The sequence below is a fragment of the Candidatus Nitrospira nitrificans genome, from assembly GCF_001458775.1.
GTDB lineage: Bacteria > Nitrospirota > Nitrospiria > Nitrospirales > Nitrospiraceae > Nitrospira_D > Nitrospira_D nitrificans.
On record NZ_CZPZ01000015.1, the window covers coordinates 43,713 to 59,878 of the forward strand.

A 16,166-nucleotide genomic window follows, 5' to 3' on the forward strand; every position below is an offset into this window, starting at 1 on the left:
GGTCACCCTACGATCCATGACATGGAACACTCGGGGTCCCACCGATCCGTAACCATGTTACAGTACCAGGACCGGCAGCATCGCCGTGTGTTCAAAACAGTTCTTGCATAATATGGATGAACGAGCAGCGTCAAGGACGAATAGGAAGACAGGTCTCTCAACCGGAGATTCTTGGCCCGAAAGGCCCATGATTATGGATTGATTAAGACAAAAGGCCCAGCGCGACACGTATCCTTACTTGTCATGCGATCCTAGAGGATGATAGTGAAGGTGAGTCATGGAAAATTCAATTCGCAATGCCATTATCAAGTTCGAACAAGAGTTCTTGGGGCGAGGCCCTGATGAAGTCCGTGCGCTCGTGGCTCGGGATCTCGTTGTCGTTCGGCTCAAAGGCGTGCTGACACCCGCTGAACGCCAGCTCGCGAAAACCTCGGAAGGTGTCGAGATGGTGAAACGCCTGCGGCAAAACTTGATCGCGCAGGGTCGTGACAAGCTCTGTGAGCAAGTCGGCGAGATCACCGGAGCCAAGATTCTCGGTCTCTTCACCGATATCGATGTGCAGCTCGGAGAACGGGTCTTCGTGTTTACGTTGGATCGGGAACTGCAAAACGGTGGCCGATAGGATATCGTCTTCCATGACTCGGCGCACACTGGAAACGCTCGCTTTCGACAACACCTACGCCCGTCTTCCCTCAGCCTTCTACGCGCGATTGAGTCCGACTCCATTTACCGCCCCTCCCTATCTGGTTCATGCCGACCCGGCCGCGGCCGAGCTGATCGATCTCGATCCGGAACAATTTATCCGGCCGGAATTCACGGCGCTCTTCGGCGGGAGCGCGTTGGCGCCGGGCATGGAGCCGCTGGCCATGCTGTACTCCGGCCATCAGTTCGGGGTCTATGTGCCGCAGCTTGGCGACGGACGAGCGATTCTCCTCGGGGAAGTCAAGAACGAACGAGGAGAGCGGTGGGACCTGCACCTCAAAGGTGCGGGGATGACGCCGTTTTCGCGGGACGGAGACGGCCGGGCGGTGCTGCGCTCGACGATCCGCGAGTATCTTTGTTGCGCGGCGATGCAGGGACTCGGTATCCCGACCACGCGGGCCTTGTGCCTGGTGGGCAGCGACGACAAGGTCTACCGCGAGCAGATCGAAACCGGCGCGACGGTGGTCCGGATGGCGCCTTCACATGTCCGCTTCGGCATGTTTGAAGTCTTCTATTACCGAAAGCAGCATGAACATCTACAGACGCTGGCCGATTACGTGATCGAGCACCATTTCCCGCGTCTTCGTGATGATGACGACAAATACGCCCGGTGCTTCACCGAGGTCGTCGAGCGCACCGCACGGTTGATCGCTCAATGGCAGGCGGTCGGTTGGGCGCATGGGGTCATGAACACCGACAATATGTCGATCCTCGGTCTGACGCTGGACTATGGGCCGTACGGCTTCATGGACGATTACGACGCCGGCTTTATCTGTAATCACTCCGACCACAATGGCCGCTATGCCTTCAACCAGCAGCCCTACATCGGGCTCTGGAATCTGAGCTGCTTGGCGCAAGCCTTGTTGCCGTTGGCGGAAAAAGAGGCGTTGAAAGCCGGTCTGGATACCTATCAACCCCTGTTTGAGTCCGAATATCAGATGCGCATGCGGGCGAAATTCGGATTGGTCGAGGCGCAGGCGGAAGACGACGAACTCATCCGCGACTTCCTGGGGCTCCTCCAGGGCAGCCATGCGGATTACACGATCGTATTCCGGGAATTGGCCACCGTGTCATCGGCGGAGAATGCCCCGAACGACAGGCTGCGAGAACACTTCCTCACCCCAAACCGGTTCGATGAGTGGGCGGCGCGTTACCGAGATCGACTGCGGAACGAGCATAGCCGTGACGGCGACCGGCGGGACCGGATGAATCGCGTGAATCCCAAGTATGTGCTCCGGAATTATCTTGCTCAAACGGCGATTGAGAAGGCGCAACACAAGGACTTCTCCGAGATCGCCCGCCTCTTCACTCTTCTGCAAGATCCTTTCAACGACCAGCCGGGTATGGAGGCCTATGCGCTGCCTCCTCCGAACTGGGGCAAGCACCTGTCCGTAAGCTGCTCATCTTAGTCGGCCGTGACCTTTGCAATTGCGTTGTGAGGGACCTCGGCTTCACTCTCAGAGCGGTCTGTTGTAGAGTGGCGCGCGCGGCAGCTGCATGCATGGCTCTTTGACGCATCACCTCTCTAAGAAGCGAGATGGCGAAAAAACAAAGCGATTCCAAGATAGCGGTGGCCGGCGCCCTCACGCTCGTGCTGGGGTTGGCCGGCGTCCTGCTGGTGAAAGAGCCGCTGCGCAGCTCTCGACCAGTCGGGACGGGACTGGACATGAGAGCAACCGTCGAGGAGCAAACAGTGCGTGCCCGTTTATGGGAAGACCCCGTCGCGGCGGTTCAGCGGGGCCTCCGGGAAGTCAAAACGAACCGACCTGCCGCCACTCCTCTTCCACCGCTCACCCAGCGGCTTCGATCACTCCGCCAAGCGATCGCGGACCGGGTCAAGGATGGTCATCACGTGACAGTCTTGGTGGTGACGACCAGTGGAGGACCCTATGTCGAAAGTGCCGAGTCGCGGGTTCGTGATCGCTATGCCGTCGGAACGGCCCTCGGAGTGGCCTGTTATGTGCCGGAACAGGAGGGCCAACTGTCGTTTGTCGAGTGGGACCAAGGTTCTCTTTCAGCCTTGCCGTACGAATGGTACCGACTCCGGAAGACGAGGGTGTGCGGCGAGGAAGGGGCGCGTGCTCAGGACGTGCTGGTGGTCTGGTTTTCGGACGAAACGCTGAGCCGGGGATTTTTCGCGAGTCTGACATCGTTCTCGCAAGCGCTCGTCTGCCGAGAAACCGCGAAGAAAAGCGAGTGCCTCCTCACGGAGGATTCACGCAGGCTCGTTCGGTTGAATCCGAACCTGCAACAGGCCGTCACCTTCAAGATCCTGGGACCTCGTACCTCTTCGGCCTTTCGGGCGCTGCTGGCCGAGGCGGGTGAGTCGTATGCCGAGCCCCACGAAGGAATCGGGGTCTGGCCGAATGCCGACGGCTGGATCGAGCTGTACTCCCCATGGAGCAGCGCGATGAAAGGGCTTCTGGCCTACGGCCTCAAAACAGGTGGTGGGAAAGGCGCGGCCTGTGCCACGTATGCCTCCTGCGAGCAGGAATTCGCTCGACGGCTGTCGGATGCGAATATCCGGTTGACCTATGATATCGGGTCCGACGATCAATTGTTCGACGCGTTAGTCGAGGAGTTGGAGCGTCGGCAGGTGCGGCTTGGGTGGGACGCCGTAATCTTGATCGGGGAATGGGATTCGTTCTATGGGCGAGCCCTTCCCATTGAATTTCGGGCCGCCGCCTGCGCGAAAGTCGCGATGTTGCCTGAGAGGGACCTGGAACGTATCAAGGTGCCGGTGGAGATCAAGAGTTGGTGTTCCACGATTCCGCAGGCCGTCGACCTCCAGATTCAACGACAGGCCGACTATGAATCACTGACCCTCAACGTCCATCGGTATAGCTATCTGAGCGGTCTTGATGGGGAAGTCCCGGGGGAGGACAGAGGGAAGGCCGCTCGGGCCGATAATGGCAAGGAGAGCCAGAGGGATCGTCCGGAAGGGACGAGCCAGATCGATTATGTACGGGCCTTGGTGGATCGAATCCATGACGAGGGGGAGGGGGCTCGAGCCATCGGCATCTTCGGAACGGACCCCTATGATTCCTTGCTGATCATCAAAGCGCTTCGTCCCGCGTTTCCTCACGCCATTTTCTTTACGGTCGGCCTTGATGCCCGGCATCTGCACCCGAGCGAGTATAAGTGGACACGCAACATGGTCATCGCCTCTCCCTTCGGGTTGCAGTTGGATGGCGGTCTGCAGCGAGATGTCCCGCCCTTCCGCAGCAGCTATCAGACCTCCACCTATTTCGCCACGCTGCAGGCGGTCGGCCATGTCATGTGCCGCCGTGACGAGCCAGTGGGAGCTTCGGGCGGTCCCTGCATGGCCACCTACCATGCGGCATTGACACCCGACGACCGTCTCTACGATGCGGGATCTCATAGCAGACTATTCGAGGTAGGCCGGAGTGGAGCGGTGGACGTGAGCATCGTGAAGCAAGAAGGGGTGCGCACCATTCACCCTTTGCGCGCCGATCTGGCCCATACGGATGGATACGGCCAGCTGAAACAAGGCGTCGGATTTGACAATGCCGCCGTGGCCGCCGCGACCGCGGTGGGATTTGTCCTCGTGGTGGTGGTGGCCTGGAGCAACCAACGCCTCTGGTCGGGCATCGTGCGGTCTCCGCGCGCGCTGAGCACCGCGGCAGTGACTCTTGTGGCGTTGTTCGCGGTCTTTGTGTCGGCCGGAGGGGCCGATGCCTTGCTGGCTGGGCATGACGAAGGGGAGCCGTTCTCGTGGACGGCCGGCGTCAGCATCTGGCCGAGCGAGCTGTTGCGGCTCTTCGTGGTGGTCCTGTCCGTCTTATTATTTGTGAAAGGTGCCCGCGATCTTCAGAAAAACGGTGAACAGATCGGCGAGAAGTTTCAGTTCATCGCGACATCGGGACGGTACCGCTTCTCTCCTCGGACCGTCTGGACGAATCTTCAGCGGGTCTACCATCCCATCGCCACCATCGCCTCGATGAAGGTGGACCAGGCCTGGGCCCGGTATCGAGAAGCCGGTCGGCTGAGCCAGGGGATCGCTCGCACGTTTCTGTTGTTCCTCATCTACGCGGGAGCGATGTGGGCCATCGGCTATTTTGTGCTGGACGAGGAATATATCCATCCCTGCCGTGGGTTCCTGAGTTGCAATGTGGACTCGGTCATGACGCTCGCCAGCGTCGGCATCGTGGTGCTGCTGAATCTGGCGGTATTTGACGCGGTGATGCTCTGCCGCCGGTGGATCGGATGGGTCATCAACTCGACCGGAGGGTGGTCCGACCACATCCAGGACGAATATCTGCGCAACTACGGAGTGGGAGACGCGCAGAAAACAGAGTTCGAGAAATTTCAGTATCTCGCCGTGGTCGACCTCATCGCGCAGCGGACGGAGGTGGTCAATCGGCTGATCCGGTATCCGTTCATCGCGCTCTTGATCATGATCGCGGCGCGCAACGAGTATTTCGACATCTGGAATTATCCGCTGCTGCTTTTGCTCTCTTGGTCGGTGAATGTGTTGGTGGCGCTTCTCGGCGCCTTCCTCCTCTATCAATCGGCAAGCCGGGCCAAAGCGGCGATGCTGGCCGGGCTCAACCGGCAAATCGTCAGGACCTTGGGCATCGGGAAGGATCACGACGTGCGAGTGAAACAGATTCAGCATGTCATCGGCGAGGTAGAAGACAACGAACAGGGCGCCTTTGTCCCGCTCTATCAACAGCCGGTCGTCGAATCGTCCCTGTACGGTTTGGTGGCGTTGCTTCAATATCTGTATCTCCGTTAGGGGGCTGCATGCGTGAAATGTCAGTAGGTGGATTGAAGGTCAGGCTCGCCGGCGGCATAGACGGGCAGGGAGGCGGTGACGGTCCGGTCATTCTGCTGCTCCACGGATTCGGCGCGCCGGGGGACGATCTGGTCCCCCTCGCGGATGTGATCCACGTTCCCACCGGGACCCGCTGGCTCTTCCCGGAAGCGCCGCTCTCGCTCAATATGGGGCTCGGCGATTCGCGCGCCTGGTGGATCATCGACTTCGCCCGCATCCAAGCCGATCGTGAGGCCGGTCGCATTCGTGATTTATCGATCGAAGTTCCGCAGGGCTTGGCCCTGGCACGAGAACGTATGCTGGGATTTCTCAAGGGACTTCCGCGGCAGTTCCCGATCGATTACAAGAAGACGGTCATCGGCGGGTTTTCACAGGGAGCGATGCTTACGTGTGATGCCATCTTGCAGACCGACTATCCATTCGCGGGGTTGGTGCAGCTCTCCGGCAACTTGCTGGCTCAGGCGGTCTGGGGGCCGCGTATGGCTCAACGAAGAAGGCTGCCGGTTTTTCAAAGTCATGGCACCCAGGACGAGATCCTTCCCTCTATCGGGGCAGAACGGCTCCGCGACGCGCTGACTCAATCGGGCCTTGCCGTAGAGTGGCACAGTTTTCGAGGCGGACATGAGATTCCGGAGGCAGTGCTTCGGCGGTTAAGCTCGTTTATCACGAACGTTCTCGCGGCCTGATCATGCAACCACTTGAACTCATCGGCGCGGACGGCAAACGCATCAAGGGCGATCGAGCCCATGGGATCGACCGCCAGATCCTCTTCATCACGGGCTTCTTATCCAAGCGCTGGGGCAACAAGAGCAAGGCGTTGGCGCAATGGTGCCAGGAGGAAGGGTGGGGGTTTTGTTGTTACGATGTGCGTGGGTTCGGAGAATCGGAGGGCCAGTTCACGGACTACACGCTCTCCGATTGGATTGCCGATGCGCGAACGGTGTTGCGGTCGATCGAGGCCGGGCCACCCGTCACCATTGTGGGCAATTCGCTCGGCAGTTGGATCGCATGGCTGGTCGCGCAGGAATTCTCAGCCGTAGAAGAACTGATTTTGATCGCGCCGGCGTTCAATATGATGGGCGAGCGGGCCAAGACCATTTCCCAGGTCCGGCTCCATGACTGGCATACTGCCGGATGGATGCCGTGGGACGACGACCCGGTGCATGGGAAGTGGCCATTGTCCTGGAAGTGGGTGGAGGAGAGCGAACTGTATTGGGCCAAGACGTTCGAGCATCTGCGTCCCGTAAAGACGACCATTCTCCACGGGGAGCAAGATATTGTCATTTCGCCGGATGGAAGCCGGCGGTTCACCCAAGAACTCCTTCGTCGCGATGCCGGTTTTCCACTTGATCTCAGACTGATTCCGGGCGACCATCGGTTGAGTAGTCCCGAACACCTGGAGCTCTTTCGCCGATTGGTCGGGAGGCGAGCCTGATGCTGGTGTTGATTCACAAAGAATGCGGCGGACCGGCGCTGGAAGAATCACCGGTCGGTGAAGTCTGTGCCATCCCCGTCGATCGCTTTCCCTTCCCCTGCTTCACCTGCCTGGAAGAGATCGTCGACGAGTCCGAGGTGCGGCTGTCGGAAGAGCTGGGGATCTAGCCACACTTCAGGCACGGTATGTCAGGCCGCCTGCAGTAAAAACTCAACTTTCACGGCATCAAATGGGAACTCGACCCCACCTCTTTGTGCAGGGATAAGCAGCTCGGCCGAGAGGAGAGCTGTGATATCACCATGTACGGTCTTCACATCCCGGTGCACTCGACGAGCCGCCTCACGAATCGACATCGGCTCGGCTCAGCATAATGCCTTGAGCAATTCCCAACGCTTGGCCGTGAACACCTGCCAGAGCCTGTGGGAAGTCTGCCATTGCATCGGATGGTGAGCGAACATCAAGTAGGACGGTTTTCATGGTTTCCGCCTCGCAATATCGTCTGAAAATCACCAATCAGCGTATCCGGGCCTGAGAACTCGTAGGCACGTTCCTTCGCATCATAGTGGCGATGGTCACCCTGCACTGATTACATGCCAAGGCGGAGTGCATCTGAATGCTCAGGTGAGGAGTGCTACACCCTTTTCCTTGATCTCCCGGTACATCGCATCCGGCGCTAAATCGATGTGCCCAGGCCATGCGATCGCACCATGATCAAGGAACACCTGTTTGAAGAAAGTCGGATTTTTCAGGGGTTCGAATACGCCGGTGAGATGTTCGAGCGTAAAGCGGACCTCGCCGGATAGCCCATCAGCGAATTGCACAAAGAGTCCTAGATTTTCCAATGGCTTCACATCCACCACATCCCAGTACATGGCGGGATCCCCCTATAGCAATGGCGCGATGGGTTTTGGAGATTCCTTTGTCCGGCAGAGACTCCAATCATCGAGCAATTCTTGCTGGTGCAATTCGGCCCAGTCGAGCACAAGCTCTAGCGCTCGACGAGGCAGCTCGCCTTCCAAGACACGCAACTGCCGAATGTCTACGGTAGCTGTGAACTCTGCATACTCGGCATGGAAATGAGGAGGCGCATGGTCATTGAAGAACATTTTAATCAGAATCCCATAGAACGTACTGATCGTCGGCATTGCTGAGTGCTCCGCTCGATTCTGCCATCCACAGGTCAAATTCTATGCCGACATTCTTCACAAAGCAATGCAATGAGCACTACAGAGCTCTTTCCCGGAGTGGTGATGAAAGAAGTTAGATGCTGGTGTTGATTCACAAAGAATGCGGCGGACCGGCGCTGGAAGAATCACCGGTCGGTGAAGTCTGTGCCATCCCCGTCGATCGCTTTCCCTTCCCCTGCTTCACCTGCCTGGAAGAGATCGTCGACGAGTCCGAGGTGCGGCTGTCGGAAGAGCTGGGGATCTGACAGATCCTAGATTATGGTGATGGCTTTTTCTCAAGGGACGTGAGAAGTTGTGCGATCCTGATCTCCAACATCGGTAAGTCTCGCTCGACCACATCCCAGACCAGTTGCAGATTAATGCCGAAATAGTCGTGGATGAGTTTGTCCCGCATCCCGGCGATGGGCTTCCACGAAATGTCTGGATGAGCGTCTTTGAGTGCCTGGGACAGGTGTTTGTCGCTTCGCCGATAATTTCCAGATTACGCACAACTGCATCCTGGATCTTACGGTCGGCACAGAAGCTATCCCCGGCCGGCTTCAGTGTAGGTGAGAATATGCTGAATGGCGTCCCGAATGTGGAAGAGGTAGATGCAATCGTCCTTCATAGTGGGGCGGCTTCGGCCTGGATGCGTTCTTTCAGATAGGGCTGAGGCCTTCATCCGTGAGGACATCGACTTTGCGCTGCAGGATGGATTCCAGTTCCTCACTCGGTCAATCAAATCGAATAGGCTGCACATAATTCCCTGCTCCGACCGCTCTCAGTGGAAATGTCCGACAGATCCAGGGTAATGTGTCACATAATTCATTGAGTGTCGGCACACGATCATTTCATGTCTTCATCACGACAACATAACAGCGGGCCGGATTCAGACGGTCCTGATGTTCCAGAACCATCCCATGCCGAGCGGGCGAAGACACTGGTGTACTTGCAACAGACCGGCAGTCTCTCGACACTCTCGCGCAAGCAGCCAGGCTGGCCTTTTGGATCGGTGATGCCCTATGGATTGGATGCCCAGGGACAACCGGTCTTTCTCCTCAGCACGATGGCGATGCATACGCAAAACCTCCTGGGCGATCCACGCGCCAGCTTGCTGGTGGCTCCGCCTGAAAGCAGGATCGATCCCCTTGGAGCGGCCAGGGTCACGTTGATGGGTTCCGTGACCAAGGTGCCGAAAGAGGAGTACGCCGAGGTTCGCGCGTGCTACCTGGATCGCCATGCCAACGCGTCCTACTGGGTGGACTACCAAGATTTCGGTTTCTTCCGCATGGCTCTCGCGGAGATGTACTTTGTCGGAGGGTTCGGGTCGATGGGCTGGGTGACAAGGGCTGACTATATAGCGGCATCCGTGGACCCGCTTGCTGACGAAGCCTCGAATCTGATCCGCGAGCTCAATAGCGAGCAAGCGGAGACGTTATTGCTGCTGGCTCGCGCGTTAGGCGATGTGGACGCGCAGCAGGCCACGGTGACCGCGCTGGATCGGTTGGGATTTCATCTTCGGTTTACCACTCCCGGCCGGATGCAGGGCGGGCGCGTGGCATTTACCGATCCTGTTCGTAATGAGTCAGAAGTCAGAGCGGGCTTGGCCGGCTTGGCCGCTCAGGTGAACGCCGGACTCCACGTCCTGCATTCGCTGTAGGCGACTCGGGCATCATTTCTGGCGGAGAGTGTGCCGTTCAGCGCGCCTGTAGGTCATTAGCGAGATAGGGGAGCGTATGGCAACGAACGATAAGCAGGTTATTTTTTCACTCGTCAATGTCGGGAAGGTCTATCCGCCGAAGCGGCAGGTACTGCGAGAGATCTATCTCGGCTTCTACTATGGCGCGAAGATCGGGGTCTTGGGTCTGAACGGTTCCGGCAAGAGCTCGTTGCTCAAGATCATTGCAGGCGTCGATCCGAACTACACGGGCGAGATTATGAGATCCAAGGGCTACAGCGTCGGTCTGCTGGAACAGGAACCGCAGCTGGACCCGAACAAGACGGTCAAGGAAGTGGTCGAAGAGGGCAAGGCCGAACTGGTCGCCCTGATGCACGAATATGAGGCCGTCAGCAATAAGATCGGTGAAGTCGGCCCCGATGAGATGGAGAAGCTGCTCGACAAGCAGGCGCAGCTGCAAGAGAAGATCGAAGCCGCCAATGGGTGGGAGCTGGAAAGCCAGCTTGACCTTGCCATGGATGCATTGCGTTGCCCTCCTGCCGATCAGAAGGTCGGGACACTGTCGGGAGGAGAGAAACGCCGGGTGGCGCTCTGTCGCCTGATGATCCAAGAGCCGGACATTCTGTTGCTCGATGAGCCGACGAACCATCTGGATGCCGAGTCGGTCCAGTGGCTTGAACAGCATCTCCAACAGTACAAGGGCACCGTCATTGCCGTGACCCACGACCGGTACTTTCTCGACAACGTGGCCGGATGGATTTTGGAACTGGACCGGGGGCACGGAATTCCGTTCCAAGGCAATTACAGCTCCTGGTTGGAGCAAAAGAAAGACAGGCTGGAAAAAGAGGAAAAGGCGGAGTCGAAACGGAAGAAGACGCTGGAACATGAGCTGGAATGGATTCGGATGTCGCCGAAGGCCCGGCAATCGAAGGGGAAGGCGCGGTTGAACCGCTATGAGGAACTGGTCAATCAGAAGCAGGACCAAGTGGCGGATGATCTGGAGATTTATATTCCGCCGGGACCGCGGCTCGGGGATGTCGTCATCGAAGCCAACGAGATCAGCAAAGCCTTCGGCGACAACGTGCTCTATGAGCATGTGAATTTCAACCTGCCGAAAGGTGGCATCGTGGGGGTGGTCGGGCCGAACGGCGCCGGGAAGACGACGATGTTCAAGATGATCATCGGCAAGGAAAAGCCGGATGCGGGAACGATTAGGGTCGGCGAGACCGTCAAGCTCGGCTATGTCGATCAGGACCGGAGCCTCGACCCCACCAAGTCCGTGTATGACGTGATTTCTGACGGACAGGATACGATCAAGCTGGGAAAGGCGGAGGTCAATGCCCGAGGCTACTGCGCCCGCTTCAACTTCGCCGGGACGGATCAGCAGAAGAAGGTGAAGGACCTCTCAGGCGGGGAACGCAATCGGGTGCATCTCGCGCGCATGCTGAAAGAGGGCGCGAATCTGATCATTCTCGACGAGCCGACGAACGATCTGGACGTGAATACTCTGCGGGCTCTTGAGGAAGGGCTGGAGAATTTCGCCGGCTGCGCCGTCATCAGCAGCCACGATCGCTGGTTCCTCGACCGGCTCGCCACCCACATCCTCGCCTTTGAAGGCGACAGCAAGGTGGTCTGGTTTGAAGGAAATTATAGCGACTACGAAGCGGATCGGAAGAGGCGTTTGGGCAAAGACGCCGATCAGCCTCACCGGATTCGGTACCGCAAGCTCACCCGCTAAGAGAGTACGTCTCGGTACTTCCTTAACTATCCTTAACCATACGGTAAAGTTGAGTGGGGGGGCCGCATCAGCGGGTCCCCCCACCGTCTAACCCCACGTCGTCCACGTTGACTCTTAACTTATCCGCCTTCCATCGGTTAGGGTCGAAAGGCATCAGAATATGTCGGAGCGTAAGGGAAAAGATAGAAAAGTCTGGCTCCAATCCATTCAAGCTGTTTCGTGATCTTGCCGATATGAATGGTGCGCAGAGAAGAGCACCATCGAGTCTTCCATGACAGGCGATGGCATCCGTGGCCGGCGGTATGCAGCTCAGGTCTCTGCCGGTTGGTGTGAGCCGGACATGGCTCAGCATCGCCCGGGCAGGTGATCCACGGAGCGACGCATGGACGCAGGTTCGTTCAGGAATCGATACCGTTCCCGCTTGTCCCGCCCTTCCCGGAAAGAACCTATCCCCATTCAACGTGCGCATTTTCCCTCCGATGCGGTGTCCCCGTGACTGATTGGAATGGGGGCCAAGCCGCTACGCGGATGTTACCGATCAACGACGAGTACTGGGCGTTCGCCTTGGAAGGCAACAGTATCGGACTATGGGATTGGGATGTCGCCACGAACAGGATCGTCTTCTCAAAGGGGTGGAGGGATCTGTTCGGATATACACAGGGTGATGTCGGAGACCGCTTCGACGAATGGTGTGCTCTGATCCATTCGGACGATCGCTCGAAAGCCCAGGCCGCTATTCAGCGACTGGTCCAGGGCGAGAGTCCCATGTGCGCCACTGAATATCGGATGCGCTGCAAGGATGGGTCATACAAGTGGATTGCCGCGCGAGGGAAGATCTTTTTGCGGACTCAGGATGGCGTCCCCCTCCGCATCCTCGGCACCCATACGGATATCACCGAGCAAAAGCAACTCGAACGGCGGCTGACGCTCCAGCACGAAGTTGCCGATGTCTTAACCGGTGTATCCGGATTGGATACCGCCATTTCCGCGATTCTCAAACCGGTTTGCGAGACATTGGGGTGGGAGGAAGGCTTACTCTGGGTCGTGGATGAATCGGCTCAACGACTTCGCTGCCGCTCAATTTGGGCTGCGCCCCGTATCGTAAGGAACGAGTATGGCATTGCGAGCCGCGAGATGACGTTTGCCATGGGGGTTGGGCTACCAGGTCGGGTCTGGGCGAGTACAAAACCAGAATGGATTGCAGATGTGACCCATGACCGGAATTTCCCTCGAGCGGCTTTAGCCGAGCAGGCGGGGTTCCATGCGGCGGCGGCCTTTCCCGTCAGAACGGCCGGTCGTATCTACGCGGTGCTGGAATTTTTCCATCATGAGATCATGCCCACGGATCGATCGCAGCTCGCGACGTTCCAAGCCGTGGCCGACCAACTCAGCCGATTCTGCGCGCATGAGCAGGCAGAGGGGCGGTTGCGTCAAACCCAGTTCGCCATGGAACAGGCGGTCGATGCCATTTACTGGATTGATCCTCGAGCCAAGATCCTCTACGCGAATAGGGCCGCGAGCCTCATGGTGGGCTACTCAAGAGAAGAACTCCTCGGCATGACGGTCCACGATCTCAATCCGGACTTTCCCGCTTCCATGTGGCCGGACTTCTGGGATGAGACGCGTCGAAACAAGACGATGTCGCTCGAAACCAACCATCGCACCAAGGATGGGAGGCTCGTCCCGATCGACATTCGAGTCAGTTTTCTTGCCTATGAAGGACAGGAATTCCACTGCGCCTTCGTGCGCGACATCACCGAACGCAAGCGGGCGAAGGAAGCCCTCGAACACATTATGCACCGTTACAAAGACCTGATCGAATCGATCAACGGCATGGTGTGGGAAGCCGACGCCTCGACGATGCAGTTTACCTTCATCAGCAAACAAGCCGAGGCCATCCTCGGGTATCCGGTCGAACAATGGCTCTCCTCGCCGACCTTCTGGGTGGACCATATCCATCCCGAGGATCGGAACTGGGCGCCGCAGTACTGTCTTGAGGAGACCCGCAAACATCGTGGGCACACCTTCGAATACCGCATGCTGGCCGCCGACGGCCGCACCGTCTGGATTCGAGACCTTGTAGCCGTGCTCCTGGAGAATGGACGGGTCACGAAATTGCGCGGCATCATGGAGGATATCACCGCCCGCAAGCTTTCGGAGGCCAAACTGGCCAAAGCCTCACAGGACCTGGAACAGAAAAACCGGGAGCTCGAGGAGGCCCGAGATAAGGCGCTTGAGGCTGTGAAGATCAAGGCCGAGTTTCTCGCCACGATGAGCCACGAGATTCGGACCCCGATGAACGGTGTCATCGGGATGACAGGGCTGTTGCTCGACACCCCTCTGAACCCGGAGCAGCGTGAATATGCCGAGACGGTTCGGCTGTCCGGGGAACACTTGTTGGGCATCATCAATGACATTCTTGACTTCTCCAAAATTGAGACGGGAAAGCTCGACTTAGAAGATCTCAACTTCGATCTCCATGCGACGGTGGAGGAGGCCATCGGTCTGTTCGGCGAGCGGGCCTATGCCAAAGGGCTGGAACTGACCTGTCTCGTGCAGGCAGGCGTGCCGACGGCCCTTCAGGGAGACCCTGGCCGTCTGCGGCAAATCTTGGTGAATTTGATCGGCAATGCCATCAAATTTACGAATCAGGGCGAGGTCGTGGTCACCGTCAGCATGGAGGAGGAACCTGACGCGGAGACGGCAGAGGTGAATGCAGCTTGTCGGACGCTGCGATTCGAGGTGTCAGACACCGGAATCGGAATCGCGCCGGAGCAACAAGCGAAGCTGTTTCAGCCGTTTACTCAAGCCGACGGCTCCATGACCAGGAAATACGGAGGAACAGGCCTTGGGCTTGCCATCTGTAAACAGCTCGTAGAGATAATGGGAGGGCGGATCGGTCTGACCAGCAAGGTCGGAGAAGGCAGTGTCTTTTGGCTCACGATGCGGTTTCCACTCCAACCGGAAAACACTCAACCGATCGTGACGATTCCGGTGGCGCTCCAAGGCCGCCATGTTTTGATCGTGGACGACCACGCCACAAACCGGCGAGTGCTTGAGCAGAGTCTACGAGGACAAGGTGTCATGTGCGAAAGCGCGGAAGACGGATATCAAGCGTTGGAGCGTTTGCGCAGCGCGGCTGGTCGCCAATCGCTTTTCGACTTGGCCATTTTGGATATGCAAATGCCGGGCATGGACGGCCTGGAATTGGCCCGTCGCATTAAAGCCGAACCGACGATCAGCGCGACTCGCCTGGTGCTTCTGACATCGGTCGGTCAGCGCGGCGATGCCAAAGCGGCTCAAAGCGCCGGAATCGCCGCCTATCTGACGAAACCGATCCGGCAGTCTCTCTTGTATGAGTGTCTCAGTCTTGTTTTGGGAAGCGTGCCCACTGCTGTTGCTCCAACCCTCCAGACTGTGGCTCCGATCATTACCCGGCATAGCCTGTCGGAAGCGCAGGCGCGATCTAGGGAAGGTCTGATTTATTCTTCCCGCGGGATGTGCTAAAGGACACGCAGTCCTGATGAGGAGGCGCATCTATGCAGCAATCGACGTTTGCCGAGGTCACGTTTGAGCAATATCGCAAGCCCACCCGCCGTGAGCAGTTCCTCGACGAGATGAATCGCGTGGTGCCATGGGCGGAATTAGTGGCCGTGATCGAGCCGGTTTATCCCAAGGCCGATGGGCCGGGGCGTCCACCGGTCGGGATCGAACGCATGCTGCGCCTCCATTGCCTGCAACAGTGGTTTAACCTGTCGGACCCAGCTGTGGAAGAAGCGCTGTATGACTCACGGGCCATGCGACAGTTCGTCGGGATTGATCTGGGCCGTGAGCCCGTACCCGATGAGACGACGATCTGCAAGTTTCGCCACCTCCTGGAAGCCCACCAGTTGGGTGAGCAGCTCTTTGCACAGATCGGTGCGTATCTGACGAAGCAAGGGCTCCAGGTGAGCCGCGGCACCATCGTCGATGCGACCATCATCAGTGCGCCCAGTTCGACGAAGAACCGGACAAAGGAGCGGGATCCCGAGATGCATCAGACCAAGAAGGGCAATCAGTGGTATTTCGGTATGAAGGCCCATATCGGCGTGGACAGCCAGACGAAACTGATTCATTCGGTCGCGGCGACCGCTGCCAATGTGCATGACAGTCAGATGTTACCGGAGTTGCTGCATGGCCAGGAGACTCGGGTGTGGGGCGATGCCGCCTACAGTGGGCAACGCGAGGTGATCCGGCAGCATGCGCCTAAGGCCAAGAGTTTCATCCAGGCGAAAGCATACCGCTATCGACCGCTGAGTGAGGAGGAGCGGGCCAGGAACCGGACGAAATCGAAAGTGCGGGCCAAAGTGGAGCATACGTTCTTGGTGATCAAGCGCATCTTCGGCTGGGCCAAAGTCCGCTATCGCGGGTTGGCGAAGAATACCCATTGGCTGCATATCAGCTGCGGGTTGGCGAATCTGTACGTAGCGCGACGGCGGCTCATGGCGGGGACGTAGAAGACGTGTGTCCGGAGGCGGACAGCGGGCCATCGGACGGTGGGTGCGCCCGATAAAAAGGCTTCCGAGCCAGCGGATGCCCACCGAATTCACCCTGGTGATCACCCCAGAAACAGATTGCCGAGTGGAAACGTGAATTAATCAGATCTTCCC

General features: G+C 58.1%; 13 protein-coding genes and 2 pseudogenes. 11 read left to right on the forward strand and 4 right to left on the reverse strand.

The genetic code is table 11. The annotated features are described in order from the left end of the window. Positions 1-277: 277 nt before the first annotated feature. The 6 genes from COMA2_RS11255 to COMA2_RS20205 all read left to right on the forward strand — a co-directional run bounded on the left by COMA2_RS11255 (position 278) and on the right by COMA2_RS20205 (position 7,102). A complete protein-coding gene (locus tag COMA2_RS11255) occupies positions 278-622 on the forward strand; it encodes a Na-translocating system protein MpsC family protein (protein WP_090897923.1) in 345 nt (114 codons plus the stop codon). Between the two features lie 13 nt (positions 623-635). Then, positions 636-2,111, forward strand: a complete 1,476-nt coding sequence (locus COMA2_RS11260) for a protein adenylyltransferase SelO (protein WP_090897926.1) — start codon at positions 636-638, stop codon at positions 2,109-2,111. Positions 2,112-2,239: 128 nt separating this feature from the next. Beyond that, positions 2,240-5,461: a hypothetical protein gene (locus tag COMA2_RS20195; RefSeq protein ID WP_175304546.1), complete on the forward strand. Its 3,222-nt coding sequence runs from the start codon at positions 2,240-2,242 to the stop codon at positions 5,459-5,461. Between the two features lie 8 nt (positions 5,462-5,469). Further along, entirely contained in the window at positions 5,470-6,186 is a 717-nt protein-coding gene (locus COMA2_RS20200; RefSeq protein WP_175304547.1) for an alpha/beta hydrolase, read from the forward strand. Positions 6,187-6,188: 2 nt separating this feature from the next. Then, a complete protein-coding gene (locus COMA2_RS11270; protein WP_090897929.1) occupies positions 6,189-6,935 on the forward strand; it encodes an alpha/beta hydrolase in 747 nt (248 codons plus the stop codon). Beyond that, entirely contained in the window at positions 6,935-7,102 is a 168-nt protein-coding gene (locus COMA2_RS20205) for a hypothetical protein (protein ID WP_175304548.1), read from the forward strand. Before COMA2_RS11270 ends, COMA2_RS20205 begins: the two co-directional genes overlap by 1 nt. Positions 7,103-7,123: 21 nt before the next feature. On the opposite strand, the pseudogene COMA2_RS21105 reads toward COMA2_RS20205, so the two are convergent. From COMA2_RS21105 to COMA2_RS11285, 3 genes and pseudogenes are all read right to left on the reverse strand, one after another. Further along, positions 7,124-7,412 (reverse strand): annotated as a pseudogene (locus COMA2_RS21105) (HVO_A0114 family putative DNA-binding protein). Positions 7,413-7,552: 140 nt separating this feature from the next. Continuing rightward, positions 7,553-7,807: a DUF2442 domain-containing protein gene (locus COMA2_RS11280; RefSeq protein WP_090897932.1), complete on the reverse strand. Its 255-nt coding sequence runs from the start codon at positions 7,805-7,807 to the stop codon at positions 7,553-7,555. A 12-nt stretch (positions 7,808-7,819) separates the two neighbouring features. Then, positions 7,820-8,080 carry a DUF4160 domain-containing protein gene (locus COMA2_RS11285; RefSeq protein ID WP_090897934.1) on the reverse strand — a complete coding sequence of 87 codons (261 nt, stop codon included), beginning with the start codon at positions 8,078-8,080 and terminating at the stop codon, positions 7,820-7,822. A 119-nt stretch (positions 8,081-8,199) separates the two neighbouring features. Between COMA2_RS11285 and COMA2_RS20210 the strand changes: the two genes are divergently transcribed. After that, complete coding sequence (locus COMA2_RS20210) at positions 8,200-8,367, forward strand: hypothetical protein (protein WP_175304548.1); 168 nt, start codon at positions 8,200-8,202, stop codon at positions 8,365-8,367. An 11-nt stretch (positions 8,368-8,378) separates the two neighbouring features. Here the strand turns inward: COMA2_RS20210 and COMA2_RS11290 are convergent. Further along, positions 8,379-8,611: pseudogene (locus COMA2_RS11290) on the reverse strand (HepT-like ribonuclease domain-containing protein). Between the two features lie 343 nt (positions 8,612-8,954). On the opposite strand from COMA2_RS11290, the gene COMA2_RS11295 reads away from it, so the two are divergent. The 4 genes from COMA2_RS11295 to COMA2_RS11310 all read left to right on the forward strand — a co-directional run bounded on the left by COMA2_RS11295 (position 8,955) and on the right by COMA2_RS11310 (position 16,013). Next, positions 8,955-9,761 (forward strand): HugZ family pyridoxamine 5'-phosphate oxidase, encoded by an 807-nt coding sequence (locus tag COMA2_RS11295; protein ID WP_090897942.1) that lies wholly within the window; start codon positions 8,955-8,957, stop codon positions 9,759-9,761. A gap of 76 nt (positions 9,762-9,837) precedes the next feature. Continuing rightward, a complete protein-coding gene (gene ettA / locus COMA2_RS11300; RefSeq protein ID WP_090897945.1) occupies positions 9,838-11,517 on the forward strand; it encodes an energy-dependent translational throttle protein EttA in 1,680 nt (559 codons plus the stop codon). Positions 11,518-12,009: 492 nt separating this feature from the next. Beyond that, a complete protein-coding gene (locus COMA2_RS11305; protein WP_139077292.1) occupies positions 12,010-15,024 on the forward strand; it encodes a PAS domain S-box protein in 3,015 nt (1,004 codons plus the stop codon). A 32-nt stretch (positions 15,025-15,056) separates the two neighbouring features. Continuing rightward, on the forward strand, positions 15,057-16,013 hold the full coding sequence (locus COMA2_RS11310) for an IS5 family transposase (RefSeq protein ID WP_090894682.1): 957 nt from the start codon (positions 15,057-15,059) through the stop codon (positions 16,011-16,013). Positions 16,014-16,166: the final 153 nt, after the last annotated feature.